The organism is Agrobacterium fabrum str. C58, from assembly GCF_000092025.1.
Classification (GTDB): Bacteria; Pseudomonadota; Alphaproteobacteria; order Rhizobiales; family Rhizobiaceae; genus Agrobacterium; species Agrobacterium fabrum.
On the sequence record NC_003064.2, the window covers coordinates 261220 to 287031 of the forward strand.

General features: G+C 57.3%; 25 protein-coding genes and 2 pseudogenes. 11 read left to right on the forward strand and 16 right to left on the reverse strand.

Translation table 11 applies throughout. The annotated features are described in order from the left end of the window. Positions 1–167: 167 nt before the first annotated feature. Genes ATU_RS25165 through ATU_RS25175 form a run of 3 tightly spaced genes read right to left on the reverse strand, consistent with a single transcriptional unit; the run spans position 168 to position 3415 of the window. Positions 168–1049 carry a carbohydrate ABC transporter permease gene (locus tag ATU_RS25165; RefSeq protein WP_010974523.1) on the reverse strand — a complete coding sequence of 294 codons (882 nt, stop codon included), beginning with the start codon at positions 1047–1049 and terminating at the stop codon, positions 168–170. Beyond that, positions 1046–2134: a carbohydrate ABC transporter permease gene (locus tag ATU_RS25170; protein WP_006315886.1), complete on the reverse strand. Its 1089-nt coding sequence runs from the start codon at positions 2132–2134 to the stop codon at positions 1046–1048. Before ATU_RS25170 ends, ATU_RS25165 begins: the two co-directional genes overlap by 4 nt. A gap of 12 nt (positions 2135–2146) precedes the next feature. After that, a complete protein-coding gene (locus ATU_RS25175; protein ID WP_010974524.1) occupies positions 2147–3415 on the reverse strand; it encodes a sugar ABC transporter substrate-binding protein in 1269 nt (422 codons plus the stop codon). 422 nt (positions 3416–3837) lie between these two features. Here ATU_RS25175 and mctS point away from each other — a divergent pair, with 422 nt between their 5' ends. Both mctS and mctR read left to right on the forward strand, forming a co-directional pair. After that, positions 3838–5235, forward strand: a complete 1398-nt coding sequence (mctS, locus tag ATU_RS25180) for a two-component system sensor histidine kinase MctS (protein ID WP_010974525.1) — start codon at positions 3838–3840, stop codon at positions 5233–5235. Further along, positions 5232–5864: a two-component system response regulator MctR gene (gene mctR, locus ATU_RS25185; RefSeq protein WP_010974526.1), complete on the forward strand. Its 633-nt coding sequence runs from the start codon at positions 5232–5234 to the stop codon at positions 5862–5864. The genes mctS and mctR overlap by 4 nt, the downstream gene beginning before the upstream one ends. 66 nt (positions 5865–5930) lie before the next feature. Here mctR and ATU_RS25190 read toward each other — a convergent pair whose 3' ends face one another. From ATU_RS25190 to ATU_RS25200, 3 genes are all read right to left on the reverse strand, one after another. Then, a complete protein-coding gene (locus ATU_RS25190) occupies positions 5931–7043 on the reverse strand; it encodes a TRAP transporter substrate-binding protein (protein WP_010974527.1) in 1113 nt (370 codons plus the stop codon). A gap of 62 nt (positions 7044–7105) precedes the next feature. After that, positions 7106–8614, reverse strand: coding sequence for a TRAP transporter large permease (locus tag ATU_RS25195; RefSeq protein ID WP_046033417.1), 1509 nt, complete (start codon positions 8612–8614; stop codon positions 7106–7108). A gap of 14 nt (positions 8615–8628) precedes the next feature. After that, complete coding sequence (locus ATU_RS25200) at positions 8629–9177, reverse strand: TRAP transporter small permease subunit (protein WP_010974529.1); 549 nt, start codon at positions 9175–9177, stop codon at positions 8629–8631. Positions 9178–9630: 453 nt separating this feature from the next. Between ATU_RS25200 and ATU_RS26820 the strand changes: the two are divergent. Then, positions 9631–9915 (forward strand): annotated as a pseudogene (locus tag ATU_RS26820) (type II toxin-antitoxin system RelE/ParE family toxin). Positions 9916–10088: 173 nt separating this feature from the next. On the opposite strand, the gene ATU_RS25205 reads toward ATU_RS26820, so the two are convergent. Next, complete coding sequence (locus ATU_RS25205) at positions 10089–10808, reverse strand: helix-turn-helix transcriptional regulator (protein WP_006315869.1); 720 nt, start codon at positions 10806–10808, stop codon at positions 10089–10091. Between the two features lie 94 nt (positions 10809–10902). On the opposite strand from ATU_RS25205, the gene ATU_RS25210 reads away from it, so the two are divergent. After that, a complete protein-coding gene (locus ATU_RS25210; protein ID WP_010974531.1) occupies positions 10903–11514 on the forward strand; it encodes a glutathione S-transferase family protein in 612 nt (203 codons plus the stop codon). A 131-nt stretch (positions 11515–11645) separates the two neighbouring features. Here the strand turns inward: ATU_RS25210 and ATU_RS25215 are convergent, their stop codons facing one another. Together ATU_RS25215 and ATU_RS25220 are read right to left on the reverse strand one after the other, a co-directional pair. Further along, on the reverse strand, positions 11646–12047 hold the full coding sequence (locus ATU_RS25215; RefSeq protein ID WP_046033418.1) for a MarR family winged helix-turn-helix transcriptional regulator: 402 nt from the start codon (positions 12045–12047) through the stop codon (positions 11646–11648). 134 nt (positions 12048–12181) lie between these two features. After that, positions 12182–13081, reverse strand: a complete 900-nt coding sequence (locus ATU_RS25220; protein WP_010974533.1) for an AraC family transcriptional regulator — start codon at positions 13079–13081, stop codon at positions 12182–12184. A 122-nt stretch (positions 13082–13203) separates the two neighbouring features. Here ATU_RS25220 and ATU_RS25225 point away from each other — a divergent pair, with 122 nt between their 5' ends. Further along, positions 13204–14148: an alpha/beta hydrolase family protein gene (locus tag ATU_RS25225; RefSeq protein WP_010974534.1), complete on the forward strand. Its 945-nt coding sequence runs from the start codon at positions 13204–13206 to the stop codon at positions 14146–14148. A 119-nt stretch (positions 14149–14267) separates the two neighbouring features. Here ATU_RS25225 and ATU_RS25230 read toward each other — a convergent pair whose 3' ends face one another. Continuing rightward, complete coding sequence (locus ATU_RS25230; protein ID WP_169539103.1) at positions 14268–15131, reverse strand: SDR family oxidoreductase; 864 nt, start codon at positions 15129–15131, stop codon at positions 14268–14270. A 299-nt stretch (positions 15132–15430) separates the two neighbouring features. On the opposite strand from ATU_RS25230, the gene ATU_RS25235 reads away from it, so the two are divergent. The 4 genes from ATU_RS25235 (at position 15431) to ATU_RS25250 (ending at position 18078) form a co-directional block, all read left to right on the forward strand. After that, the gene (locus ATU_RS25235) at positions 15431–15838 is read left to right on the forward strand and encodes a low affinity iron permease family protein (protein ID WP_010974536.1); all 408 of its coding nucleotides are present in this window, start codon (positions 15431–15433) and stop codon (positions 15836–15838) included. 366 nt (positions 15839–16204) lie between these two features. Then, a complete protein-coding gene (locus ATU_RS25240; protein WP_010974537.1) occupies positions 16205–16705 on the forward strand; it encodes a YciE/YciF ferroxidase family protein in 501 nt (166 codons plus the stop codon). Between the two features lie 74 nt (positions 16706–16779). Continuing rightward, on the forward strand, positions 16780–17439 hold the full coding sequence (locus tag ATU_RS25245; protein WP_035257054.1) for a DUF6766 family protein: 660 nt from the start codon (positions 16780–16782) through the stop codon (positions 17437–17439). A gap of 12 nt (positions 17440–17451) precedes the next feature. After that, a complete protein-coding gene (locus ATU_RS25250) occupies positions 17452–18078 on the forward strand; it encodes a cysteine hydrolase family protein (RefSeq protein WP_035257059.1) in 627 nt (208 codons plus the stop codon). Between the two features lie 179 nt (positions 18079–18257). Here ATU_RS25250 and ATU_RS25255 read toward each other — a convergent pair whose 3' ends face one another. Next, positions 18258–18488 (reverse strand): hypothetical protein, encoded by a 231-nt coding sequence (locus ATU_RS25255; protein WP_010974540.1) that lies wholly within the window; start codon positions 18486–18488, stop codon positions 18258–18260. Between the two features lie 82 nt (positions 18489–18570). Here ATU_RS25255 and ATU_RS25260 point away from each other — a divergent pair, with 82 nt between their 5' ends. Then, on the forward strand, positions 18571–18810 hold the full coding sequence (locus ATU_RS25260) for a hypothetical protein (RefSeq protein ID WP_006315858.1): 240 nt from the start codon (positions 18571–18573) through the stop codon (positions 18808–18810). A 130-nt stretch (positions 18811–18940) separates the two neighbouring features. Continuing rightward, a pseudogene (locus ATU_RS25265) lies at positions 18941–19464 on the forward strand (sigma-70 family RNA polymerase sigma factor). Positions 19465–19548: 84 nt separating this feature from the next. Here ATU_RS25265 and treZ read toward each other — a convergent pair. The 5 genes from treZ to ATU_RS25290 form a co-directional block, all read right to left on the reverse strand. Continuing rightward, positions 19549–21333, reverse strand: coding sequence for a malto-oligosyltrehalose trehalohydrolase (gene treZ, locus ATU_RS25270; protein ID WP_010974542.1), 1785 nt, complete (start codon positions 21331–21333; stop codon positions 19549–19551). 26 nt (positions 21334–21359) lie between these two features. Continuing rightward, on the reverse strand, positions 21360–22889 hold the full coding sequence (gene glgA, locus ATU_RS25275) for a glycogen synthase GlgA (protein WP_010974543.1): 1530 nt from the start codon (positions 22887–22889) through the stop codon (positions 21360–21362). 997 nt (positions 22890–23886) lie between these two features. Then, a complete protein-coding gene (locus ATU_RS25280) occupies positions 23887–24486 on the reverse strand; it encodes a general stress protein (RefSeq protein ID WP_010974545.1) in 600 nt (199 codons plus the stop codon). Between the two features lie 15 nt (positions 24487–24501). Then, positions 24502–24819, reverse strand: coding sequence for a PepSY domain-containing protein (locus ATU_RS25285; RefSeq protein WP_035257065.1), 318 nt, complete (start codon positions 24817–24819; stop codon positions 24502–24504). Between the two features lie 322 nt (positions 24820–25141). Beyond that, the gene (locus ATU_RS25290) at positions 25142–25765 is read right to left on the reverse strand and encodes a TetR family transcriptional regulator (RefSeq protein ID WP_010974547.1); all 624 of its coding nucleotides are present in this window, start codon (positions 25763–25765) and stop codon (positions 25142–25144) included. Positions 25766–25812: the final 47 nt, after the last annotated feature.

Here is a 25812-nt window from a genome sequence, read left to right on the forward strand (position 1 = left end):
GACTGTCAGCCTCACGCCTCCGTCCCCATCGCTAAAACCGCCTTGTGCCGGTAACGATTGGAGTGCGTTCACATGCGATCTGGTTCAGGGTCCGGCCGGCAGTTTGAAATACCGGGCAAAAAAGGACTTGTGGAGATCGTGCCCGACATACTGTGCAGGCTTAGATGCTATCCCTTTATCCCACTCGCCGCGATACTGGAGATGAACAGTCTCTGCAAGCACAGATAAAAGATCAGCACTGGCAGGGTGATGATGGTGAGATAGGCCATGACTTCACCCCAGGGCGTGTTGAGCTGGAAGAAATATTGCAGCCCCACCATTACGGGCCTGTATGCCTCGGACTGGGTAACGAGAAGCGGCCATAGGTATTGCTGGCTGTACATGACGAGAAACTTCAGGATCGCCGCCGTCGCGATGACCGGGCCGCTGAGCGGCATCACCACCTGGGTATAAATCCGCAGCCAGCTGGCGCCATCAATGCGCGCCGCCTCCAGCAATTCCTTCGGCAGATCCTTGAAATATTGCACGAAGAGGAAAATCGTCAGCCCGTCTGCGATCCACGGAATGATCTGCACATGCCAGGAGTTGAGCCACCCCCAGGTAAATCCACCGCTGCCAATCCATGGCAGATTGTTGACTTCCAGCAGGAGTGGCACAGCAATTGTTTCAAAGGGAATGATGAGAGTGGCGAGGATGATCGAGAATAAAACATCCTTTCCGCGCCAGTTCAAAAAGGTGAAGGCGAAGGCGGCAAGCGAGCCAAAAAGCAGGGCGAGAAACACGGTAACGACCGTGACCAGAACCGAATTGAATATGAAGGTGGCAATCGGCGCCCGGACGAAAGCTGCCGTATAGTTTTCAAGCGAGAGATATCCCACCGGCAGGAAGGCTCGTATCGACGTCGCGTCACTCAGCAATTGGTCATTTGGTTTCAGTGACGAGAACCCCATGAACAATAGCGGCAAAATGAAGATCGCCGCGAAGGCGAGCATGAGCACATAGTTGCCGATGAGAAAAGCGAGGCTCTTGCGTTGTCCGGCCTGCATCATTGCTTCTCCCTTGTCATGTATCGCTGAGTTAAGGAAATGCACAGAACAAGCAGAAACAGAACGACAGAGATTGCGGAGCCTGCTGCGATGTCCTGCTGTCGGTATCCTCGCTCAACGGCCTGGTAGACGATGCTTTGAGTGGAATCGCGAGGTCCCCCCTTGGTCATCACATCGATCTGCGCAAAAAGCGCAAAAGCCTGCATGGTGATGACGATGACAATCAGCACGGCTGTGTTGCGCAGCAGCGGCCAGGTTATCATGCTGAACCTCTGCCAGCGGCTCGCCCCTTCAATGTCGGCTGCCTCGTAAAGATCCGGAGAGATGGTTTGCAGGCCGGAGAGCCATATGACCATGTGGAATCCAACGCCCTGCCAGACCGACATCACCAGAATGGCCCATAAGGCGGTGTCAGTTCTGCCCAGCCAGTCGATGGGCTGGAAGAGCCCGAAGCTCATGTAACTCAAGAGGCTGTTCAGGAGCCCGTTATCAGCTGCGTATATGAACCGCCAGAGCAGCGCCACCACCACCACTGACAGCACGACAGGCATGAAGTAGATCGCTCGGAAAATCGTGACGCCGGGGATCTTCTGGTTCACCAACAGGGCAAGAAATAGCGCCAGTGCAGCCTGAACAGGCGCGACGACGACCACGAAGGAAAGCGTGTTGACAAGGGCGGTCAGGAATACGACGTCCCTGGCCAGAATGATGATCTGGTGCTCGCCCCAGTTGAAGCTCTTATATTCCCGCATCCCTTCCAGATGGGGATAGTCGGGATTGTTGCGGGTGAAATTGCGAATTCTCGGATAGGAGACGGAGCCATCCGCATCCCGGCTGATGCTGCCGTCCGCCTCCTTCTCCGGTTGGAGCGTCAGCACGCCAATACCCAGCAGCCGGGTGTAATTTTCAACGCCGACAAACTCGGTAGGATTGGGAGACGTCAGCCGCTGATTGGTGAAGGAAAAACCGAGTCCCAGCAGAAAGGGCGTGATCAGGAACAGCCCGATCAGCACCATGGCCGGTGCAGCCATGAGCCAGCCCGTGACGCCGTCCCGGGTGAGTTTCTCCTTTGAAGAAAAGAACGCCATCGATCACGACCCCTATTTGGGTTGGTAACCGGAATTGCGTTCAATGTTGTTGTTTATCTCATCCGTTGCATTGTCCAGCGTATCGGCAACATCCGCACCATTGGCAATGTCGGAAAGAGCCTTGGAAAAGACCGGCGAGATAAAGGCGTAAGCCGGCGTGACTGGACGCAACGTTCCCTGGCGCTTGGACAGTTCGAAGAAAACTTCGAGCGGGCCGCCCTGCCTGTAATTCTTCGTCATCTGGGCAGCAGAGGAGGTGGCGGGAATGAGGCCGACCGCATCGGAAAACTGCGCGAGATATTTGTCCTGTATGGCGAATTCGATAAAGGCGGACGCGCCTTGCGGATGCTTGCTAGTGGCCGACACACCAAATTGCCACGATCCGGCACCGATCTTCGGTCCCTGCCCAAAATCCGGCGAAGGCAGGAACAGCAGGTCGTCGCCATATTTCTCCAGCGCCTTCACCGCAACCCAGTTGCCCATCCATTGCAAGGCGTGGCGACCTTCCAGAAAACCGGTTTCATGATCGGCAGGCGATTGTGACGTTCCGGGTGCCAGCTTCTTCTCGAACAGAGATTGCCACCATTCTCCAAACTTGACGGCACTGTCGCCGTTGAGGAAGTTTTCGGCTGTTTGATAATCTTTCTTGTCGATCAGGCTGCCGCCGAAGCTCTCCAGAAACGGGCTGAAGGCATAGCTGTACCATTCGGTTTTGTCAGCCATGCCAAGGTCGATGGCATATTCGAACTTGCCGCCGGCCGCGATTTTCTCGAGCGCCGCATTGAACTCCTCGCCGGTCCACGGCTGTTCCAGTGTAGGAATGCGAATGCCGTTTTCATCGAGAACCGATTTGCGGGCGAAGACCGCAACGGCTGCATCCCACAGCCCGACGGAATAGAGCTTGTCTCCCCACTTGCCCACCGCGCCGGGCAGGAAATTTTCAAGGTTTGCCTCATCGATCTGCAGTGGCTGCAAATAACCCGACCACGCCCAGTTCGGCATGTTCGGCCCATCGACATCCAGAATGTCGGGCAGCTTGTTGGAAAGTGCTGCGGCGGTGACGGATTCGTTATAGGCACTCTGCGGGAACTCCTGAAGCGAGACCCGCCAATCTGATTGAGATGAATTGAAGTCTTCGATGATGCCGGCCAAAATCTTGCGTTCTTCAACATTGCCCGCGCCGTGATACCACATCGTCAGGTCGGTCTGCGCCAGTGCCGCAGTGGAAAAAAACATCGACAGGGCGGTGAATGCGCCCGCAAAAATGGCTTTGTTAGTCATGGATGGTCCTCCTCCTGAAGAAGGGTAACTTCACCATCCAGAGATTGTTCCGAAGAAAAGTTGCAGTCTGTCGCTGCACCTTCTCAAGAGCGCGAATAGGAGGCGGCGTGCCGAGCCGCCCACCGCAGACTCGATCCGGCGATATCATGTAAGCGATCACATATGGCCGTAGAGCTGACGAGGTGGGAACCTTGCGATGAACTGTCCCGCTGAGGGAGAATTGTTTTATCTCAGCGCGGTCGAGCCCAAGAAGCAGGTTAAATGCCGTGCGATTATTCGGAGTACGTCACGCTTTTCCTCACTTTACAGATTTCCGAACCTCCTTCTCTATTTCGCCTTACGATCATGTCCGACAGGCTCGACTCGCCGTATAAAGTATTGTCAATTGAGGGTAAGTAAGAGCTAATGTGACGGAGGGCCGCATGAGACTCAGGAATCAGATCCTTGCATTGGCCATCGGCCCCCTCGTTCTTGCCATTATCATCATCACGGCGCTCATTACCTGGCAGTCAATGACGTTGGCGCGCACCAGCATCGACGCTTTCGAACGAAATATGCTTGCTGCCAAGGAGGCGGAGCTCCTCAACCTCACCAATCTTGCCCTTTCCGCGATTCGTTCGGTTTATGACAAGGCCGGGCCTGATGACGAAGCCGCGAAGAAAGAGGTCAAGCGTATTCTGATGGACCTTGATTATGGCACGGACGGTTATTTCTTCGTCTATGACTATGACGGGTTGAATGTCGTTCATCCGCGGCAAAATTTCCGTCCGGGTAATAATTGGCTGGATCTCTATGACCCCGATGGCAATCGGGTTATCTATGACCTGATCGTCAAGGCGAAGGAGGGGGGAGGCCTTGTCCAGTACAAGTGGGAGAAACCTTCAACCCGGAAGATCGCCGACAAGCTTTCGTTTGCGGCCGGCCTCGACAAGTGGCGATGGATGATTGGCACGGGTGTCTATCTGGATGACGTTTTTGCGGCGACGGCGGCAGCCAAAGAAGAATTGCGCCACTCGATCACATGGAATTTCCTGATCGTGGCGCTGTTTGCAGTTCCCGCTGTTCTCCTGGTGTTTGCCACCTGCATGCTGCTCAATCTGCGCCAGCAGAGGCTGGCGGACGGGCGGCTGAAGGAGCTGATGCAGAGGGTCATCGATACCCAGGATGAGGAACGCCTGCGCATTGCCCGGGAACTGCATGACGGCATTTCTCAAAATCTCGTCGGCGTGCGTTTTGCAATTGATCTCGCGCGGCGCAAGGTGACCCCGGATAATGTCGGCGCGGTGGAGGCGATCGGCAAAGGCGCGTCGGCATTGACCGAGGCGATCAAGGAGGTCCGTCGTATCTCGCACGACCTGCGTCCCCGCGTTCTTGACGACCTGGGACTGACTGCAGCTTTGGAGGCCCTGATCTCAAGCTTTTCCGAACGCACCGGCATCGCTGCGACGCTGGAATCGGTGGCCTTCAAGCACATGCTCGTTCCGGAAGCCCGTGTCGCCCTTTATCGTGTCGCACAAGAGGCGCTCACCAATATCGAGCGTCATTCGGATGCAACGCGGGTCACCATCAGGTTCTCCAGCCGGGATGAGCGGGTGCAGATGGTCGTCAGCGACAATGGCCGCGGATTTCCGGCCACGCGAACAGAGAACGAGATGCCGGCCGACAAGGGTCTTGGTCTCAGAAACATGCAGGAACGCATGACCCATTTCGGCGGCAGGCTCGATGTGGAAAGCTCCGCCAAGGGAACCGTCCTGCGGGCGGTCCTGCCCATGACGGCCATGAAGGATCATGGCCCTCGTTTGCAGGAGGCTGCGGAGTGACCGGTCATCCGATCCGGGTTCTTCTTGTCGACAACCATCCTCTCGTCCTCGACGGGTTGAAGGCGGTGCTCGAGACTTACGAGCATATTGCCGTCGTCGGAACCGCGGTGTCCGCCATGGCGGGTATTGACGCGGCTGTCGCCACAAAACCCCATGTAGTGCTGATGGATATCAACATGCCCCAGATCAATGGCATCGATGCCCTGGAGCTGTTCAAGGAAAGACAGCTTTCCGCCCGGGTACTGATGCTGTCGATGCATGACAGCCGGGAATATATCTCGACATCGGTGATGTATGGGGCGGCCGGTTATATTCTGAAGGATGTGGCTACGGAGGAAATAGTGGCGGCAATCGATACCGTTGCGGCCGGCGGCACCTATTTCTCCTCAGGCGTTCGGGACGTGCTGATGGAGAGTTCCACCGGCAGGCTGAAGGAACTGACCACCCGCGAGCAGGACGTTCTGCTTTTGATTGCCAGGGGAAAAAGCAACCGCGATGCTGCTCTGGCCCTCGATATCGCCGAGCGTACGATGGAAACCCACCGCAAGAACATCAAGCGGAAACTGGATATTGCGACGACCGCCGGCCTCATTCGTTATGCGATAGATCACGGGCTCATCAAGGCGTAGCCAAATAAAAGAGCAAGGCCCCGCAAATGTTGCCATCCGCGGGGCCTTGCTGTAGGTCACTCCGTCTTATTTGCCTGCGGTCTGCATCGCATAGCCATAGCTGTCGTAGGTATATTCGGCGACTCGGAACCATTCATAGCTCTCGTCGCGGAACGTCTTCCAGCCTGGATAAATCTTGGCCCAAGCGGGGTATTTCTGCGTGTACTCGTCGTAAAGCTCGAATGTTGCCTTGTAGGCGGCGTCGAGCACATCCCGGGGCAGCGGACGAAGCTGTGTGCCCTTGGAGACCAGCGAGCGGATCGCATCCTTGTTCTTGACGTCGTAGAGCGCCTGCATGTTGATGTTGGCGGCCTTGCAGGCGGTATCAAGCGCTGCCTTGTATTCGTCAGGCAGGGCCGCATATTGATCTTTGTTGACGAAGAAGTGGATCGTCAGACCACCCTCCCAGAAGGCCGGATAATAATAATAGGGCGCGATCTGGTAGAAACCGAGTTTTTCGTCGTCATAGGGGCCGACCCATTCTGCGGCGTCGATGGTGCCACGTTCCAGTGCCGGATAAATGTCGCCGCCGGGAAGCTGCTGTGGTACGGCGCCAAGCTTCGCAAGCACCTGCCCGGCGACCCCGGCAATACGCATCTTGAGGCCCTTGATATCCTCGATGCCCTTGATCTCCTTACGATACCAGCCGCCCATCTGGGCGCCCGTCGCACCACCGGGAATGCCGATGACGCCGTAGTCGGACAGGAATTCATTATAAGCCCCGTTGCCACCGCCATGGTAAAGCCATGCGTTCTGCTGACGGGCATTCAGACCGAAGGGGATCGTCGAGCCGATGGCGAATGTCGGATCCTTGCCTGTGAAATAATATCCGCAGGTATGAGAAATTTCGACCGTGTTGGCCTTCACGGCATCGATGGCTTGGGCGCCGGGAACAATCTCTCCGGCCTGAAAGACCTGGATGTCGAACTTGCCACCCGTCATGGCCCTCAGAGCATTTGCCATGACAACGGCACCGCCGTAAATCGTGTCGAGATTGTTCGGAAAACCTGACGTCAAACGCCAGCGAACGCTCGGCGATGACTGGGCTATGGCAGGTGTTGCAAGCGTCGACGCAGCCGCAGCCGCCCCCGCAAGCACACCGCCCGACAAGAATTGTCTGCGGCCTGGATTATCCTTCATAATTTACCTCCTCCTGTTGAATACGGGCGACGTGCTCGGGCACTTGCGTGCCCGGTCAATTGTCACGGTGTGCTTGGCTTGCCGAAGCTCGGCGCGGTGTTGCCGGGCGCGAGGAACGGGTTGGCGAAAGGATCGGCGTCGGTTCCCGCACCGGGCATGGGTACGTTGATGTGAACGGCGGAAGGATCGGCCACCTTGGCGCCCGACTTGTAGTGCATCACGATGCCGGGGAACGCGATGATGATGATGACCATTGCAAGCTGGATAAAGAGATAGGGAATGGCGCCGAGATAGATCTGGCTCGATGTGATCGGCTGGATCGTCTGTCCGGTGATGCGATCCCTGTAGGCCCTTGTCGGCGCGACGGACCGTAAAAAGAACAGCGAAAAACCAAAGGGCGGGTGCATGAAAGAGGTCTGCATATTGACCGCCAGCATGACGCCGAACCAGATCAGATCAATGCCAAGCGCATCGGCGACCGGCGCCAGAAGCGGGATGATAATGAAGGCCAACTCGAAGTAATCGAGAAAGAAGGCTAGGAAGAAGACCAGCAGATTGGCGACGATCAGGAAGCCGATTTCGCCGCCCGGAACCGAAGTCATCAGATGCTCGACCCAGACATGGCCGTTCACGCCATAGAAAGTCAGGGAGAAGACGCGCGCGCCGAGCAGAATGAGCAGGACGAAGGACGACAGTTTTGCCGTCGCGTAAAGCGACTGCTGAATGAGTCCTAAATTGAGCTTGCGATTGGCAAGCGCAAGGGCGAGGGCGCCCACCGCACCCATGGCGCCACCTTCCGTGGGTGTGGCGATGCCGAGGAAGATCGTACCGAGCACGAGGAATATCAGGACGAGCGGCGGCACCAGCGAAGTGATCACCTTCAAAAGTAATTTGCTGCCCCGCAGGGTCCGCGCCTCCGAAGGCAGGGCAGGTACTTTTGCCGGGCTGATGATCGAGGTCACGACGATGTAGAGCGTGTAGGCGCCAACGAGCATGAGGCCCGGAATGAGGGCGCCTTTGTACATGTCACCCACCGAGCGACCGAGCTGGTCCGCCAGCACGATCAAGACGAGGCTTGGCGGTATGATCTGCGCCAACGTGCCGGAAGCAGCGATTGTGCCGGCCGCGATTTTACGGTCGTAACCGTAACGCAACATGATCGGAAGCGAGATGAGGCCCATCGAAATGACCGAGGCGGCGACGACACCGGTGGTGGCCGCCAGAATAGCGCCAACGAAAATCACCGCAAAGGCAATTCCGCCACGGACTGGTCCAAACAACTGGCCGATCGTATCCAAAAGGTCTTCCGCCATGCCGCTCTTTTCAAGAATCAGGCCCATGAAGGTGAAGAAGGGGATGGCGAGCAAGGTCTCGTTCGACATCTGGCCGAATATACGATCGGGAATGGCCTGAAACAGGGTTGCCGGTAGCAGGCCGAGTTCAATGCCGATGAAACCGAAGAAAAAGCCGACAAAAGCGAGTGCAAAGGCCACCGGATAACCCAGCAGCAGCACGATGATGAGCGCCGCGAACATGATCGGGGCGAGATTTTCCGCAAGGAATGCCATTATTGTTTTTCCTTCGATCAGAGCATTGCCGCTTCGGCGTCCGCCGCTGCAACCGGATCAGGAATATCGCCCCGCAGGATGGCGACGCGCTTGATGAGTTCTGACACTCCCTGCAAGGAGAGCAGGGTGAAGCCGATCGGTATCAGTGCCCAGACCGGCCATTGAATGAGGCCGCCCGTATTATTCGATACTTCACCGGAGGCGAATTTCTGAAGAAACACCGGCCAGGAGAGGTAGACCGTGATGAGGCAGAAAGGCATGAGAAAAAAGATCGTCCCTAGAATGTCGACCCACAATTGGCCTTTGCGCGGCAGGCCTCCGTAAATCAGATCGACCTTCACATGCTCATTATTGAGGAGTGTGTAAGCGGCGGCGATCAGAAACACGGCGGAGAACAAATACCACTGGGATTCAAGCCAGGCGTTTGAGCTCATGGAAAACGCCTTGCGCATGGCGGCATTGATGGCGCTGATGAAAATGGCAGCAAGAAGCAGCCAGGAAATACATTTGCCAATGGCTGAATTGGCTGCATCAATGGCGCGCGAAACGGCCAACAGAAACTTCATGATATCCTCCCCGGAAGCGGCCGCGTACTCCTCAATACACATGCTGCCGCTATAGTTCGGGCACGATATCAATGGCGGCTTCACGCTCAAGGGCCGGTGCCGGTGAAATTCCTCAGGCATACCGAGAACTGGGTACGTGGAGGTCGGCCCCTGGAGGACGACACAGCATAATGAAATGAAGAAGCCTGTTTAGGCACGTCATAATCCGTCGCGCTAGACACCAACCCGGAGGTCAAGCGGTAAAACTTCAGCCAGCTGATCCAGTTGAAGGGTCCAGATCAACCTCCCTAAGCTGGAGCCAGCTTCCTTTTTCATTCCCCGGCATGTTTCGGCTTGCCTAGCGTTGGTTCACCTTCACGCTCGTTGCTTCGGCTTATCGAGAATCTCACGTGTTGCATGGGTTCACTTTAATGTGGCCAGCTTTTTTGAGTGACGACGTATCTATCTAAAAAAGTGAAGCTCACTTGGTCCGCCTTCGCGCCCTCTGATCGCGATGGTATATTCACGCATATTGAGGCCGATAATCCGATCGCCGCCATCGCCGTCGATGACAATATCTTAGCTTCGGTCCGTTGATTTCAGAACTTTACCGAAAGCGGCTGTCCTGGCCGGATTGCGGGGACACGCGAACTGGTTCCGCCGTATGTCGCCGCCTACGCAATGACGGAGACGGCAGGGCGGATATTGCGTGTCCTCCACGGGGCGCAGCAATGGCCCGATGCTCTGCCTGAAAATTGACGTCGCCAGCTTGGCAATCCCCCTGCCTTCTTCTGACCTTCAAGGCGAAGACGGGGACAAGGCATTCTCGCAATGACAGCATCGCACGTCAGTGCGGCCGTTCGGATCTGCTGCATCTTCGAACAGCAGTCCGACCGCGGTACGTGGTCACGCCGGCCGTATCGTCGTTTTGGTTACTGGCTGGCCAATATCATCTTTGATGTTTCGGGCGCACCGGCGTTCAGAATGGCAACGAAGTCCCTGAGCAACTGAACCCGGCGCGGTCGGAAGCTCTCCTCCGTCATATTGATGTCGGCGATGCGATCGACGCGGAACTTGCGGAAATCCTGGCGCAGGCAACACCAGGCAAGCAACACCAGCGTCCTCTCCAGATAGACGATCGCCAGCGGCAGAACTTGCCGGTCGGTCCGTCGCTGCTCCGCGTCCACATAGCTTATCACCACGGCGCGTTCTTGCCAGCAGGCCTCGCGCAGAAGGCCGACGTTGGCGAGCGGCGGGTCGCGGCGCTCGAATCGATAAACCTGGGAGGCGGCATGCAGTGTTTGGCGTTGTAGTCGGTCGGGCAGCGTTGCTGTGACCTTCGAAAGCACGGCGCCTGCGGCCGCAGCGAGAGCCGGTTCACCCATATGCCGCACCTCTGCAAGGCCCAGCACCAAGGCTTCGATTTCAAGCCGTGTGAACGTCTGCGGTGGCAAGGCGATGTCTTCCGTCAGCCTGTAGCCGAAGCCGCGCTCGCCATCGATGACGGCACCTGCGGCGCGCAAGCTCTCGATGTCCCTATAGAGCGAACGCAACGACACGTCGGTCTCCTCAGCAAGGCGCGCGGCCGTCACCGGGGAGGGGAGAGTGCGAAGCGCCTGGAGCAGGCGGAACAGACGATCACTACGAGCCATGACTTTGGAGGATAGATGAAGCCTACTGACGGAAACTGGCAGTTGGCGGACTGTACAAGATCCGCATTGCCAAACGCAACCGAGGATCCAGACTATGCTAACGCTCTTTCACGCCCCCCGCTCGCGCTCCACACGTATTGTCACCCTGCTTCGCGAACTAGACGCCATCGACAAGGTCGCGATAAAGATCGTCGACATCACCCGCGGCGACGGCAGCGGTCGCAAAGATCCAAAGAACCTGCATCCGGAAGGCAAGGTGCCGCTGCTCGACCATGACGGCGTCGTCATCTGGGAGAGCATAGCGATCATTCAGTACCTGACGGATCTCTTCCCGGAAAAGAAGATGGCGCCTGTTGCCGGCGATCCGCAGCGCGGTAGGTATCTCAGCTGGCTGGCTTGGTATGCCGGCGTGGTCGAACCTGTGCTGATCATGCAGGCAGCCGGGATTTCGCATCCTTTTGTGGATTTCACCTTCCGCAGCCCGGCGGAGCTTGCAGCACGCCTCGAAACCGCGCTCAAGGATTGCCCCTACCTGATGGGAGAGCGATACACAGCCGTTGATCTGCTGCTGCATTCGCCCTTTGCCTGGTGCCCTGCAGCGACGCCTGAGAGCGACGTGGTCAAGGCCTGGATTGAGCGCTGCGGCGAGCGACCATCGCTGCAATGGACCGCCAACTATGACGCCTGCACCGTGGTTGCGGCTTGATTATTGGCACTGGCCGCTCCGACCGTGCGGCCACTTTCGTGTGAGATGGCTCGCGCTCGTCACCCCTTATATAGCTGCTACGGAAGCATCGCGAGTGTCGGGTTCGACCGCTTCACTTGGCCACGCTGGCGCTACGTCTTGATTTTGTCCCGTATGGTGTCGAGTGATTGCTTGATCGCTCGCAATGCCTCGGCATCCACTCCGACGGCTTCGTCGATACAGCGCATGATATCGGCGGCACGGGCTCTAAGCGCGCCGCCTTTCTCCGTCAGGTGAATGAGCACCTCCCGTTCGTCAATGCGGTTCCGGGTCCTGGTGATCAGCCCGGCCGCCTCCAGCCGCTTGAGGAGCGGTGTCAGGGTGCTTGAATCGAGGAACAGTGTCTTCCCCAGCTCCCTTACGGTCTGGCCATCGCGATGCCAGAGTGTCACCATGACCAGATACTGCGGACAAGTCAGGCCGACTTTGTCGAGCAGCGGCCTGTAGAGCTGTGTGAATGCGTGGCCGGCTGAGTAGAGAGAAAAGCACAGCATGCTTCCAAGGCAAAATCGTACTTGTCGTTGCCTGACCCTCAAAGGCGATCACCCACAGAGCAGGCACCAGCTAATAGCAAAAGGAGTTCACGATCTGCGGTTGAATTACAGCGCTTCCCTCACCGGCGCATCGGTCATCCATTGCTGGCTGCCCTTGAATAGGCACCGGGCGTCTGGCCGACGTGTCTGCTGAAGGCAACGCTGAATGCGCTGGCCGAGCCATAGCCAACCCGTTGTGCGATCTCGGCTGTTGCGACGTCCTTTCTAAGGAGCTCCTTCGCCAAGGCCATGCGCCAGCCTGTTGCGTATTCCATCGGGGCCACGCCGACCTCTCGTCGGAAGCGTTCAAAGAAGGTCGAGCGGGACATGGCGGCGAATTGCGCCAGGCCCTCCACCGTCATGTTTCGACCGGGGTCCTCGTGGATTCGCCGCAACGTCGGTGCCAATTGTGGGTCGGCCATTCCGCGCAGAAGACCGGGTGGTGCTGAAGCTCCACCCGTCGAACGGAGCACCTCGATCAGTAGCACCTCCAGCAATCGGCCAAGCACCATTTCCCGAGCGGTCCGCTCGGCTCCTGTTTCATCGTTTATCATCTGGACAAGCAGAGCCAGTCGTTGCTCGCCGCGAACGTGGATAATCTCCGGTAGCAACGAAACGAGAAGTGTCTTGTCATCCGACCCGAACAGGCAGTGTCCGACCATGGCCTTGATTTCGACCGGCGCGTCGGGGTCTCCCAGTCTGAACACGCCGGGACTGGTTTCGAGGCGCTGCAACAGCGCGCCCCGAGGCGGTGGTTCGATGCTGCTCATCGTGAATGAAAAGATTTCTGGAACCAGCACAAAATCACCGGTCGTCAAGACGATCGGTGCCTTTCCGGCAACTGTCAGCAGACATCGCCCTTCGACGACCGCGCAATAGAAGGGACTTCCAAGCTCGGTTCGCTCGACCCGCCACCGACCACCGCCCGTGACGAGCTTTGAAATGGACGGGCTCGGCTTGAGTAGCGAGACGACCTCTGCGATGGGATCAGTCATGATTCTGGACTTATGCTAAAGAATAATGGATATCGGAATATAGAGAGTCCGGCCGAGATCGTCCATCCTGGGGACAGCACTTTACTAGACCCGTATCCAGACCAACCCAGAGGACACTGAGCATGAACAATCTGATCGACTTGGCCCGTCACATCCCTGCGCCTGAACCCAGTCTCACGGTCGCCTATACCCCGATCAAGCTTCAAATGGATGGTCGCCAGCCACTGGAACTGAGGCTAACCGCGCCGTCAACAGGTGCTAAGTTACCCATCGTCCTGTTATCGCATGGGTACGGTCCATCGAACTATATCCCTTCGAAAGACGGGTATGCCCACCTTGCGCAGTTCTGGGCTGAATGCGGCTTTGCGGTCATACAGCCGACGCACGCCAGTTCCCGTGTCGGCGGCCTTCCGGCGGACGCGGCGGGAGCACCATTCTTCTGGCGGGACCGGGTCGAGGAAATAAGGATCCTCATCGATCAGCTTGCCCAAATTGAAAGCCAGGCGCCCGCAATTGCCGGTCGATTGGATCACCAGAAGATTGCTACAGCCGGCCACTCTTTTGGAGGCCACACGGTGAGCCTGCTGTTGGGTGCACAGCTCCACGGAGAAGACTTCTCAGATGCTCGGATTTCAGCCGGTATTCTGATGGCTGCCCCCGGGCGCGGCGGTAAGGACATGACCGCCGAAAGCGCCGCCCGGTTCCCGTTCTTCGACCTCGATTTTTCAAAGATCGTGACACGCTGCCTGGTGGTTTGTGGCGATGCGGATAATCCCCATTTTACGACCCGCGGTTCCGAATGGCATACCGATGCCTTCCACGACGCTCCCGGGGCGGAAGCGCTTTTGATGCTGCACGGCGCTGGCCACGGGCTGGGTGGCATCGCCGGGCTTGACGCAAAAGAAACCGAGACCGAGTTGCCTGACGTACTCGAAGCAACCAAACGTGTGACGCTAGCCTGGCTTCATACCGCGCTTGCAACTGAACCTCACGCGTGGAACCGGGCCTGCAGTGCGCTCAAAGGACCGTCATTTTCCCTCGGGCATGTCACGCTCAAGACCTCCTGAACCAAGTGAAGACGGCGGCGATGGACAGCTTGCGCCATTCATCACCGCCGACCGTCGTTGGCCGCGCTTATCATGAAGTCGACGGTGGCCGGCGACCCAGGTCGGCGGCCGAGTGCGCATCAGATCATGATCTCGCCGCCGGTCACGGGAATGACGGCTCCCGTCATGTAGCTTCCCAGATCCGAAGCAAGCAGGACGTAGGCTCCTGCGAGCTCTGCCGGCTGCCCGGCACGGCCAATGAGGGTATTCTCTCCAAACTTGGCAGCCTTTTCAGCGGGCATGGTCGAGGGAATGAGAGGGGTCCAGATCGGCCCCGGTGCGACCGCATTCACGCGAATACCTTTTTCCGCCAGCATTTCCGCCAGACCCGCAGTGAAGTTGGATATCGCGCCCTTTGTGGAAGCGTAGGCGAGAAGTTGAGGCGAGGGCTGCCGCGACTGAATTGAGGTCGTGTTGATGATCGAGCTACCCGGTTTCATGTGGGGAGCGGCCGCTTTCGACAGGAAGAAAGGTGCATAGATGTTGGTGCGAAAAGTTTCGTCCCACTCCTCGGCGGTGATGTCGGCTATATCGTCATAGGTTCGCTGGAACGCTGCGTTGTTCACGAGAATGTCGACAGCACCGAGCTCATTGACGGCGCGATGTACGAGATTCTTGCAATGTTCCTCAGACTTGATGTCGCCGGGTACCAACAAAGCTCCTTGGCCGGCTTCCTTTACCCACTTTGCAGTGTCGCGGGCGTCATCGTCCTCGTTGAGGTAGGAAATGACGATGTCGGCGCCTTCTCGCGCAAAAGCAATGGCGACAGCCTTGCCAATTCCTGAATCGGCTCCGGTGATGAGGGCAACCCTGCCTTTCAGCTTACCGTCACCCACGTAGGACTGTTCACCATGATCCGGGATGGGTTTCATCTCGGCTGTCTTGCCCGGTGGCTCCTGCTGTTGTTCCGGATAGGGCGGGGTAGGGTGTCGGGTGTCTTCCATGTTTTCTCTCCTTTTTCAGGGGGAGCGCGATAAACCATCGCGGGCGCTCCGGGTTCCACAGGAATGATTTCTAGACAGGGCAGGTAACGTCAGTCGGCGGCTGTGCTCTCTCCCCCGAACATTTACGGTTATCGCCACCCGCATAATTGAAATTGGAAACTGCTCGCTTTCGCCTTACCGCTAACCTCGGAACCAACGCATAGTTCCATTGTTGGAGGACCCAAGACGCGTCGTGCCCTGGCTAACTGTCCAGTCTTCTGGCGGTCAGGTCCCCGTTGTCAGCAGCGAGGTGCAGCACCGTGAACAAGTTCTTTACGCTTTTTGCGAGCCGTACTGCCTCTTTTGCCGGCTCATCGACTGCTTTTGTCGTCGCGTTCGGCACCGTCATCGCCTGGGGCATAAGCGGGCCTTTCTTCGGGTTTTCTGAAGTCTGGCAGCTGGTAATCAACACTGGTACGACCATTGTGACATTTCTAATGATTTTCCTCGTACAGAACTCGCAGAACCGAGATTCTGCTGCAATGGAAGCAAAGCTGGACGAACTCTTGAGGGCTGTGGAGCAGGCGCGCGCGGATTTTATCGGAATCGAGCATCTCACGGCCCAAGAAATCGAGGATATCCGTGCTCGACTGGAAAAGGAGAACGGACATGGAGGCGAGAAGCCGTCGCCACATCATGCCATGGCGCGATTGCTTTCCCGGCGTTAGGTCGGACAGTTTCCCGGATAGCGGCGGTGGCAGCCATCTGCCGCCACTCATAGCCGCAACGGACGGCGTATAAAAACGACAGATAGCCCGTTAGCCACGCCGCGCCGGGCGCGCGGGTACGGCAATAATCCGGCTGAGACGGCATTTTCCCTTCCACTAATTATTTTCGGAACTCTCCGCATTTCGGTTTGTTTGGAAAGCGCCCATGCCGTCCGAGACCGGTTTCAGCCTACTGGAGGAAACTCCGTAAGGGAGGCTCGCAAGCATGTTTCTAGTGGAGGAAAAACCAGATGAAGAAAACTGTTGCCTTGCTCCTCGGTGGGAGTGGGCTTTTGGCTTACCGCCACCAAGCAACAGGAGATTGAAATGGCTGAGAAGACATTGAAAGACCTTTTCCTCGATACGGTGAAGGACATTTATTTCGCCGAGCGGCAGATCCTGAAGGCGCTCCCAAAGATGGCGCGGGCTGCGCAGTCAGCGGATCTGAAGGCCGCCTTCGAAAAGCACAGGGACGAGACCGAGGTTCATGTGGAGCGTTTGCAGAATGTCTTTGAGTTTCTCGGCAAGCCGGCACGCGGCAGGACCTGTGAGGCGATCCAGGGCATTATCGCGGAAGGCGAGGAGATCATGGAGGAGTTCAAGGGGTCATCAGCGCTGGATGCTGGGCTGATTTCATCAGCCCAGGCGGTAGAGCACTACGAGATCACCCGTTACGGCACTTTGAAGACCTGGGCGGTCGAACTGGGCATGAAAGAAGCAGCCAAGCTGTTCGAACAGACGCTGGGCGAAGAGAGCGCGACGGATACGGCTCTCTCATCGCTTGCTCAGGCAAGGGCCAACATCAAGGGAAAATCCAAAGCAGCGTGACCCGTCATACGGACGTGCCGCTGAAACCGGCGGCACGTCCGTTATGAAATATTTCTTTCATGCGAGGTTGAATCATGAGGCTGGTACGCGACAATGGATTGACGATTGTCCTTGTCCTGACTTCCCTGTTAACGATCGGAGGCATGCTCGCGACCGGCTGGGCTGTTTACAATAAGGAGCTTGTGCAGCATCACGCGACGCCGCTCACACTATTCTCTTACGCAAGAAGCGGCCATTTCCTTTCCGCACTGTTCGAAAACTGGGAGAGCGAATTTTTGCAAATGTCGGCGTATGTCATGCTGACCGCTTTTCTGTTTCAACGAGGCTCGTCCGAATCCAAAAACCCCGACGAGCCATCTTCACAGGATGAAGACCCTGCGCAAAAAGCAGATGATACCGAGGCGCCCTGGGCAGTGAGAGCAGGGGGATTTATCCGCGCCATCTATTCCTACTCTTTGGGGCTTGCCCTGTTCTTCCTTTTTGTTGTCAGTTTTGTCCTGCATCTGAAATACAATGCCGACGCGGCTGCCCTGGAGACTGCCATGCACGGCAATCCCGAGACGACGCTGTTTTCGCATCTGGGAAGTACAGAGTTCTGGTTTGAATCGTTTCAGAACTGGCAATCGGAGTTTCTTTCGACCGCAGTTCTTGTGGTTCTTTCGATCTTCCTGCGCTTCCGTGGGTCACCGGAATCGAAACCCGTCGCCGCGCCTCACAGCGAGACCGGCGGATAGAGGGGGAGGGAATTGATCGAGTTTTCTGCGGAGGGGGACTGGCGGCACCTGTGCGTCGACATGCAGCGTGTCTTCGCTGAAGATACGCCGTGGCACGTCGAATGGATGGACCGCATCAGTGAAGAGGTTGAGGTTGTGGTTGCGAGCGACCCCGCGCGATGCATCTTCACCTGTTTTGTGCCGCCTAGGTCTGTAGGGGAGGCCCGTGGGGCATGGCGAGCCTATTATGAAAAATGGCCGATGATGACACAGCAGGCCCTGGCTCCCGAACTCATCGAGGTCATCCCTTCGTTATCGCGCTACATCCCGCCCGCCCGCATCTTCCGCAAAAGCGTCTATTCACCGTGGCAACATGGAGGCCTCGGCGAAATCCTGCGGCAGGAGCAGGTTTCGACCCTGGTGATTACCGGCGGGGAAACAGATGTCTGCGTGCTCGCTACTGTGCTTGGGGCGATCGACCAAGGATTTTACGTCATTCTGGTCGAGGATGCACTTTGCAGCGGAAGGGACGCAACACATGATGCAGCCATGAAGCTGCTCTCGGGTCGTTTTTCAACGCAACTGCAGGTATGCGATACGGCAACGCTCCTTCAGGCGCTTCCACCGAAGAAAGGAGCTAGATTGCCCGAGATAAGTTAGGCCACCCGGGCCGCGACCCCAAAGGTAATCAAAATCATTGTGGGCAAGCGCACGGTACTTGAGGGTATCCTCAACACTGGCAGTGTTCTGACGGTCAAGACACGAAAGCGCGCCGAACCTCAATCCATCGAGCTTACAATCGGCGACCTGGCGCCTAAGGTTAGGACTCCGGGACCGGGTTAACCCCTGAAATCGCCCTCGTCAGCGTCTCGCTCGTCGTAGTTCAAGTCCCAGTCTTTTTCGGGTTTTTTGGCTCCGGGTGGCAGCTTGTTGGCTGTTGCGTCGTCGGACCCGGTGATAACGCGCGGCTTTGCACTCACCACGCCGTTGTTATCAGAGGTTTTTTTGCCGCGCGCAAATTGCGGTTCGCTGTCCTTGTGAATCTGCTTCAGCTTTTCGTCCTTGTTCATCGTGTCCTCCTTGATCCTTTACTAACCGTTTTCCCGCGTCACTGTTCCCTCAAAGCCTTTATCGGGCTGGAACTGCCTTCAGATGCCGCAGTTAGACCGCCGGATGAATCCATTTATTCCGCGATCCCCAAGCGGTGATGAAGCGATGAATCAGCCAGACGAAGATATCAAGCCAGAACCCGGTACAGATGATGCCTTCTACCGGAACGGCCACGAAAGCTGCCAAGACAGGGAACAAAGGAGAAAAAACGCCGAACTTATGATTGATCAGAGGCCGCAGCGGCTGTCAGCTGGCGGCGCGGAAAACGCCGATCAATTGTAGGAACTAACGCTTGGAGCGGTTCAACTGTTCGAACACCGACGCGGGAGAGTTACTGATTTTGCGATTGTACGTTGGCGTACGGCAGCCAAGCGTCTCGCGAGACATTTTTCCATCGTGAAAGGATAGAAAAATGGCCAAGCACGCTGTGAGTGGAGTTTCCGGAAACACATTGAATGATACGCAGCTAGAGGTGTTGCGTATCGGTATTTCAGACCTGGCGCCGGCCCTGCGGTTTTTGCCCGCCGCTTCGTCAGAAATGAGGAGGATGTCGATGATCTCGTTCGAGAGACGATGTTGCGAGGACTGAGGGCTCTACACGGTTTTACTCCCGGTACGGCATTAAAATCATGGCTCTTTACCATTTTGCGCAACACGTTCTGCACCCGCTACAAGGTGTCTAAACGCGAATGTGTAGGCTTGCCCGTTGGTATCGAGCAAACCATGTCTACCCCTGCCAGCCGGGAATGGCATGTGCAGCATCAGGAAGCCATGCGGGCGATACGGGATCTCGACAAGGATCAGAAAAAAGCTCTCCTGCTTGTCGCCGGAGGGACGAGTTACTCCGATGCTGCGGCGATTTGCGGCTGCCGGGTTGGCACCATCAAAAGCCGGGTCAACAGGGCAAGGGAATCGCTACGGCGCAATCTTGACTAAAGCATTTCCGGTGAAAATCGGATCTGCGGAAATGACCTTTCTCTTTGTTTTTACGCAGTCCGAACCCAATTTGCTGGACATGCGTTAGCGGCCTGCATAGATCGCAAATTGCGCCGCATAACCTTCGTATCGCGTGTTACCGACGCTGCCGTTCCGGTGAAGGATTTCTCCTTTCACCGCCGGCAGTTCGCACATGTTTTCCGAAAGGTTTGCCCGCATTTCCAGCCGTCCCGCTTTGAAATGCCAGTCGATTGCAAGACACCGAGGCTCGCAATCAAGGGAAATGCCTTTCTCGAAGTGTGAGCAGAGGAGAGGCCAGATGTGCCCGCGGCGTTTTGCAAGCAACGCGGCCATGTCTGCTCTTGACTGTCTCCCCTCGGTTGTTTCTGCATGGGTCCACTTCAGTGTAGAGAGCTGCATGGTGTGCTGATCATTCGGGTCCATTACCATCTGGGAAGCATCTGGCGGGAGTTCTCCCTGAAAACTTTCCGCCTGTTTAAGCCGGTTCCTTATTTCCTGTTCCCGGTTGTGGTCGGGGTGGTCGGAAAAGAAGAAGAACGGGTTGGCCGAGCCGTGCTCGTCCCCCATGAAGACCAGCGGCGTCTGCGGGCAAAGCAAGAGGATCGCCTCGAGCGTGCCGAAAAGCGGCGGCGGTATGAGGGCACGCAGCCTCTCACCGCGCAAACGGTTGCCGGCCTGATCGTGATTATGGAGAAAGTTCACAAATCGATGGGGCGGGAGATGCCCGCTCGGCTCGCCGCTGGCGGCAAAATTCCGAGAGGGCCGCGGTTCTCCCTGATAGACGAAGCCGGTCGCCAGCGAGCGGCGAAGATTTTCATAGGGCCGACTGGCGAAATCTTCGTAGATACCGCCCTCTTCGTTCGTGGTCGCCACGTGGATGACGTGGTGAAAATCGTCGTTCCACTGCGCATCGACCAAGATCGCCCCATCGGCCATGGGTGTCATTGGCGAGGCCGCGTTTCTCGCATCCTCTATGACCAGATGCACATGCCTGTTTCTTATTGTGCGCTTCACCTCCCGCGCCATCTCAATAAGGAAATCAACCTCTCCGTCGCCGCCAGCGAGATGATCTGCGGCATCGATCCGCAATCCGTCAAAGCGATAGGTCTCGAGCCAGTAGAATGCATTCTGAAGAAAGAACGACCGAACTTCGGCACGGTTGAAGTCCGGCGCGGGTCCCCACGGTGTCTCATGCTTCTTGAAAAATGCCGGCGCGTAGGCCTGAAGGGTATTTCCTGCGGGGCCGAAGTGATTGTAGACGACATCCAACAGCACCATGATGCCATGGCCATGGGCTTGATCAATGAAAGCCTTGAGCTCGTCTGGAGTGCCATAATCCCGCTGCGGTGAAAATTGCAGGACGCCGTCGTAACCCCAGCCGCGACTTCCAGCAAAGGTCGCAAGCGGCATAAGTTCGATGGTGGTAATGCCCACGTCTGCAAGATATTCAAGTTTCTCTGCCGCGGCGGCAAAGGTGCCCTCGGGTGTAAAAGTCCCGATATGGAGCTCATAGACGACTGCTTCGTGCCAAGGCCGGCCCTTCCAGTTCGGGTTTTTCCAGGCGAAATCATGGTTGACGATCAGGGAGGGGCCACGCGGGCCTTCCTGCTGCCGGTTGGAAGCGGGATCTGCAACCCTCGTCCTGTCGGCCAGCACGAAGCCATAGCGATCGCCGGGGAGGGCGGGTTTTGTGATGTCGTGCCAGCCATCACCAGCCGTGTGCATGTCGAATTCCGCATCGTTCAGCCACAGTTTCACTGTTGCCGAGGCGGGTGCCCAGATGCTGAAATCCGTGTCGCCGGATTGATGGCGCTGCGCACCCCATTTGCGATAATTCGCTGCATTCATCACCAGAGCCTCCTGTTGCCGGTGGCCTAACCTGTTGGTGATCCTGGGGTTCCCGCCAGCCGCCTATCAGCTCTTATCTTTGCAAAAGTCTCGGTTCTGATGTCGGCGACGGCATCCGTTTCGCGCGTGCTGTTGCCGACAAGGCTCTCGAAAAGCGCCATATATTGTGCGGCACTCTTGTCCCAGGAAAAATTGGCCTGCATGGCCTGCGTCTGAAGCCGTCGGAAAAGTTCCCGGTCGTTATAGGCGCTAATGGCACGCTCCAGCGCGGCGCGCAGATCGTCTTCATTCGCCGGCTCGAATTGAAAGCCTGTTGCTACGCCCGCTTCAATGGCCGCGTCATTCGCGTCGATAATGGTTTCCGCCAGCCCGCCCGTGCGGCTGACGATGGGCAGCGCGCCGTATCGCAGCGCGTAAAGCTGCGTCAGCCCGCAGGGTTCGAACCGTGACGGCTGGATGATGAAATCCGAGCCGGCCTGGATCATGTGCGCCAGCCGTTCGTCATAGCCGATATGGGCGCAGACTAGTTCCGGATAGCGCTTTGCCAGCGCCTGCAAGCTGTCTTCCAGTGCCGTATCTCCCTCTCCGTGAACGATCAGCCTGCCTTTCCTTTCTATTATAAGGGGTACGACGTGAGGGAGGAGATCGATTCCCTTTTGCCAGGTCAGGCGACTGACCACGCCGAAGACAGGGCCCTGGGTAGGGGCTAGGCCAAGGGCCTGAAGCAAGGCATATTTGTTGAGGCTCCGTCTTGTCGCCGTGGCAGCCGTGAAATTTGCGAGAATGTACGGATCTGTTGCCGGATTCCAGACGTCGTGATCGACACCGTTGACGATGCCGCGCAGGTCCCCTCGCCGCCTGGCGAGCACGCCATGCATTCCCATCCCCATTTCCGGCGTAAGGATTTCTCTTGCATAAGTTGGACTAACCGTCGTTACCGCCGACGCGGTCGTCAGACCGCCCTTCAAAAATGACATGTCATCGTAATATTCAAGGCAATCGACAGTGCAGAGGTGCGAGGGTAGTCCAAGCATACCCGCCCTCTCCAGCGGATACTGACCCTGAAATGCGAGATTGTGAAGGGTTAGAACGGAGGCTACCGAGGGCGTCGAATCCGCGAGATAGACGCAGGTCAGAGCCGCGTGCCAATCATGGACATGGACAACATCCGGCTGCCAGCCGTCAATCGCGCCGAGGGCTATTTCCGCCGCTACTTTGGACAGAACCGCAAAGCGAAGATCGTTGTCAGCAAAAGGCTCGCCTTTTACGCCATAGGGATGTCCGTCTCTGTCGAACAGGCTTGCCGCTTCAAGAAGCAGAAGCTTGTGACCATCGGAAACAACGTAATAAACTGATACCGGCTGCTCCAGAATATTGGCAACCAGGACCGGCTTCCGGCCGCGGACAAGCGGCGTGAGCCCGCGGTAGAGGGGTAGCAATGTCCGAACGTCAGCCCCTTTTCGTTCCAGCGCCTGCGGCAAAGCGCTCGTGGCATCGGCCAATCCGCCGGTTTTGACGAAGGGAAACATTTCGGCCGTAACGGCAAGAATCCGCATTTGGCGCCTCCGGGAACGCAGTGATTTCAGATGGTGGGGAGCCCGGAAACAGGTTGGTGACAACCAAGCCGCCAGCCGGGAACAGGCGGGCGCTCACCTGTCCTGCTGGTGGCGGTGATGAGTCATATTTATGTTTGCCTGTCTGCCCGTCTGCGTCGAAGCCTCCTGTTCCTTCACAGGACAGGTATCTTCCGTGCTCAGACGGTCACTGACACCGAGACCTTGCTGGCTATGGTTTCTTTCAGGAATGGGGAGTGCTTTCCTGGTCATGTTACACCTCGTCGGGCATGAGTGCAGTAGAGCGAACCAAACCGTACTTTCCCCTGTTTGTTCCCCTTGTCCGCCAAGTTTTATGGCACGGACAAGTAATCCCGCGCGTGAACCAAGGGGCAGGAACGTTCCGCCTACAGGCATGGCGAGATACTGGATCATCCGAAAGTTGAGCAGCGCCCTTTTGGACGGAATCAAGACCGCAACCTGGGCACCATGCCAGGCGCAATTCATGGATGTCAGCCGATACGCAACTTTGTTCGAAAATAGAGAGCGGGCAATTGCTGAAGTTTTGACGGATCGACAACACCGCGATCGAACGTTCTCAGGACATAGCGGGCGAATGCGGCCAGCCTCGCCTGCTGCCGGCGCTTTGGGTTTGAGATTCTGCCCAAGTCGGATGTAAACGGCTTGCTCCTGTCGCGCGTGGCGGACCTACGGGTTGAGGGACGCGAGTTCATGCGGCTTCTAGGTCGAGGCTGCAAACAAGATATCGCTCGTTTTCTTCGACTAGATCGTAGTAAAAGCTGCGAGGTGGCTGATCGAGACCACTGGTCCCGAACAGGGTTTGACGCGAGCTCAGATATGCCGTGACGCTGACAAACAATCGTCTCCAGGCATGACCACACGTAGCCGCGCCGGGGTTGGCGCACGCGTTAGGTCACATCGACTATCTCGGCGTGAGCTTCAAGGTGACAGAGCGCCGTGTGGCGCCCTGTCTAGTCGATTACAGGCCCGCACGCCGATAGCGCAGGCGTTCCTGCTCGATCTGGGCTGCATCATAGGGGTCGAGCGCGTCGTCGAAACGCGTCCAACCCTGCTCTTCGTAGGCAACTCGGCGTGCGGCCGGATCCACCCAGTTCGAGCGCTTGAGGATCGCCTCGGCTTCCGAGACCAGTGCGTCGTCGACCTTGGCGGTGACGAGGGTTCCGCCGCGGCGAACACCCTCCGCATATACGTGGGCATCATGTTCGGAGACACCGGAGCTCGTCATCGCTCCAATGATGCCGCCGGTCGCACCGCCCGCGACTGCCCCAGCCGCAGCACCCGCAGCTGTCGCAGCCAGCCAGCCAGCGGCAACAACGGGACCGACGCCCGGTATCGCCATCAGACCCAGGCCGGTCAATAGCCCGCCAGCACCACCAACGACCGCGCCGATGCCGGCGCCGGTTCCGGCGCCTTCGGCTGCATTGGAATCGCCATGACGCTTATCAGCGTTATTGGAGACGATGCTGATATCGTCGGAGCGCACGCCAGCGGATTCGAGCGCGCTAACCGCAGCACTCGCATCGCTGTAGTCGTCAAACAGTCCAGTCACAGTTCTCATTTTGATCTCCTTGGGTTACTTGGCGACCACGTTGCCTTGGTAGTCGAGGGCGATCGAGACGGCTTTGCCGTCCTTCATACCCGCCGCGTTCCAAATACCTTTGTCGTCCTTCTTCAGGTCCTTGACGTCGCTATAACCAGCCTTTTCGATGCGGTCCTTGGCCTGAGCTTCGGTAAAGCTATTGGCGCCTTCGACCGGTGCGGTCGGGTTCTTCGTGTCAGGGGTAGCAACGGCCGGCGTATCGCCGTTGTTGTTGGCGGTCGGAGCGGTCTGGGCGAAGGCCGAAATGGACGTGGCGGAAAAGAGCGCGGCGGCAAAAATGGCGTTTTTCATAGGGCTTCCTCTCGTGTTCGGAACTTCGTGAACGGATCCGGTGAGATAACCCCGCTGCAAGCTGATGGTTCCGGCGCGGTCTGCGCGATCTATCAGGACTATGTCTCGTTCTCAGGTATTTGTCGGCTTGATAGCTAACCGGTGCCAAGCGTTTGCGGCGCCGGGCGCATGCAACGCTGCACGCGTCGTCGGCTTCTCTGCGTCGCTCCAATCTCGAATAGGTTCGCCCCGCGCCTTTACTCGTGTGGGAGGAACTCACAGATATACCTCGCAGAGCGCCTTCGGGCACGCTTATCGACAAGCCTTTGGAACATGCCTGCGATCACACACGCGGATCACCTGACCGGACCTCCTGGATGAGACTTCCGAATGCTTCTTCCAGCAGGTCGACCATTGGCCGCACGCCTTTCTCCTGACTGAAGATGTCACCGGCGATCCGCATCGCTCCGACTGAAAGCATCGCGACGACCCGCAAAGCCGTTGATCGCTCGGGCTCAGGCCACCGCTCGCTGAGAGCTTCGTAGATCTCACCTTCCTGTTGAACGTATGATACCTGCTTGCGCGCCTGAACGCTCGGGCTTGTCCGCATCAACCGATCCATCTCGATCATGTCATTTGTCGGAATTACCTTACAGACGCCTATAGCCGCATCGCGGACCACTTCAATCGGCGTCGAGCTTGAGGGAGCCCTTCGCACGGCGTCGGCGAGCATCTCGCCAATCCCGCTTTGAAGAGACAGCAAAATCTCGTCTTTCGACTTGAAGTAGTAGAAGAAAGTCCTGCGCGAGATGCCTGCCGCGGAGGCAATTTCGTCGAGTGTGGTGTTATCGAACCCCCTCTCAAGAAAGAGTGCGATGCCTTTCTCGGTAAGACGCTTTTTAGTCTCTCGTTTCTTCCGTTCCCGCAGACCGCCGTCTGCTTCACCGTGGCTCTCGGAATTCTTCAACGCGGCTCTCTTGCAAATTTACACTCAGTGTAATATTTATTTTACAC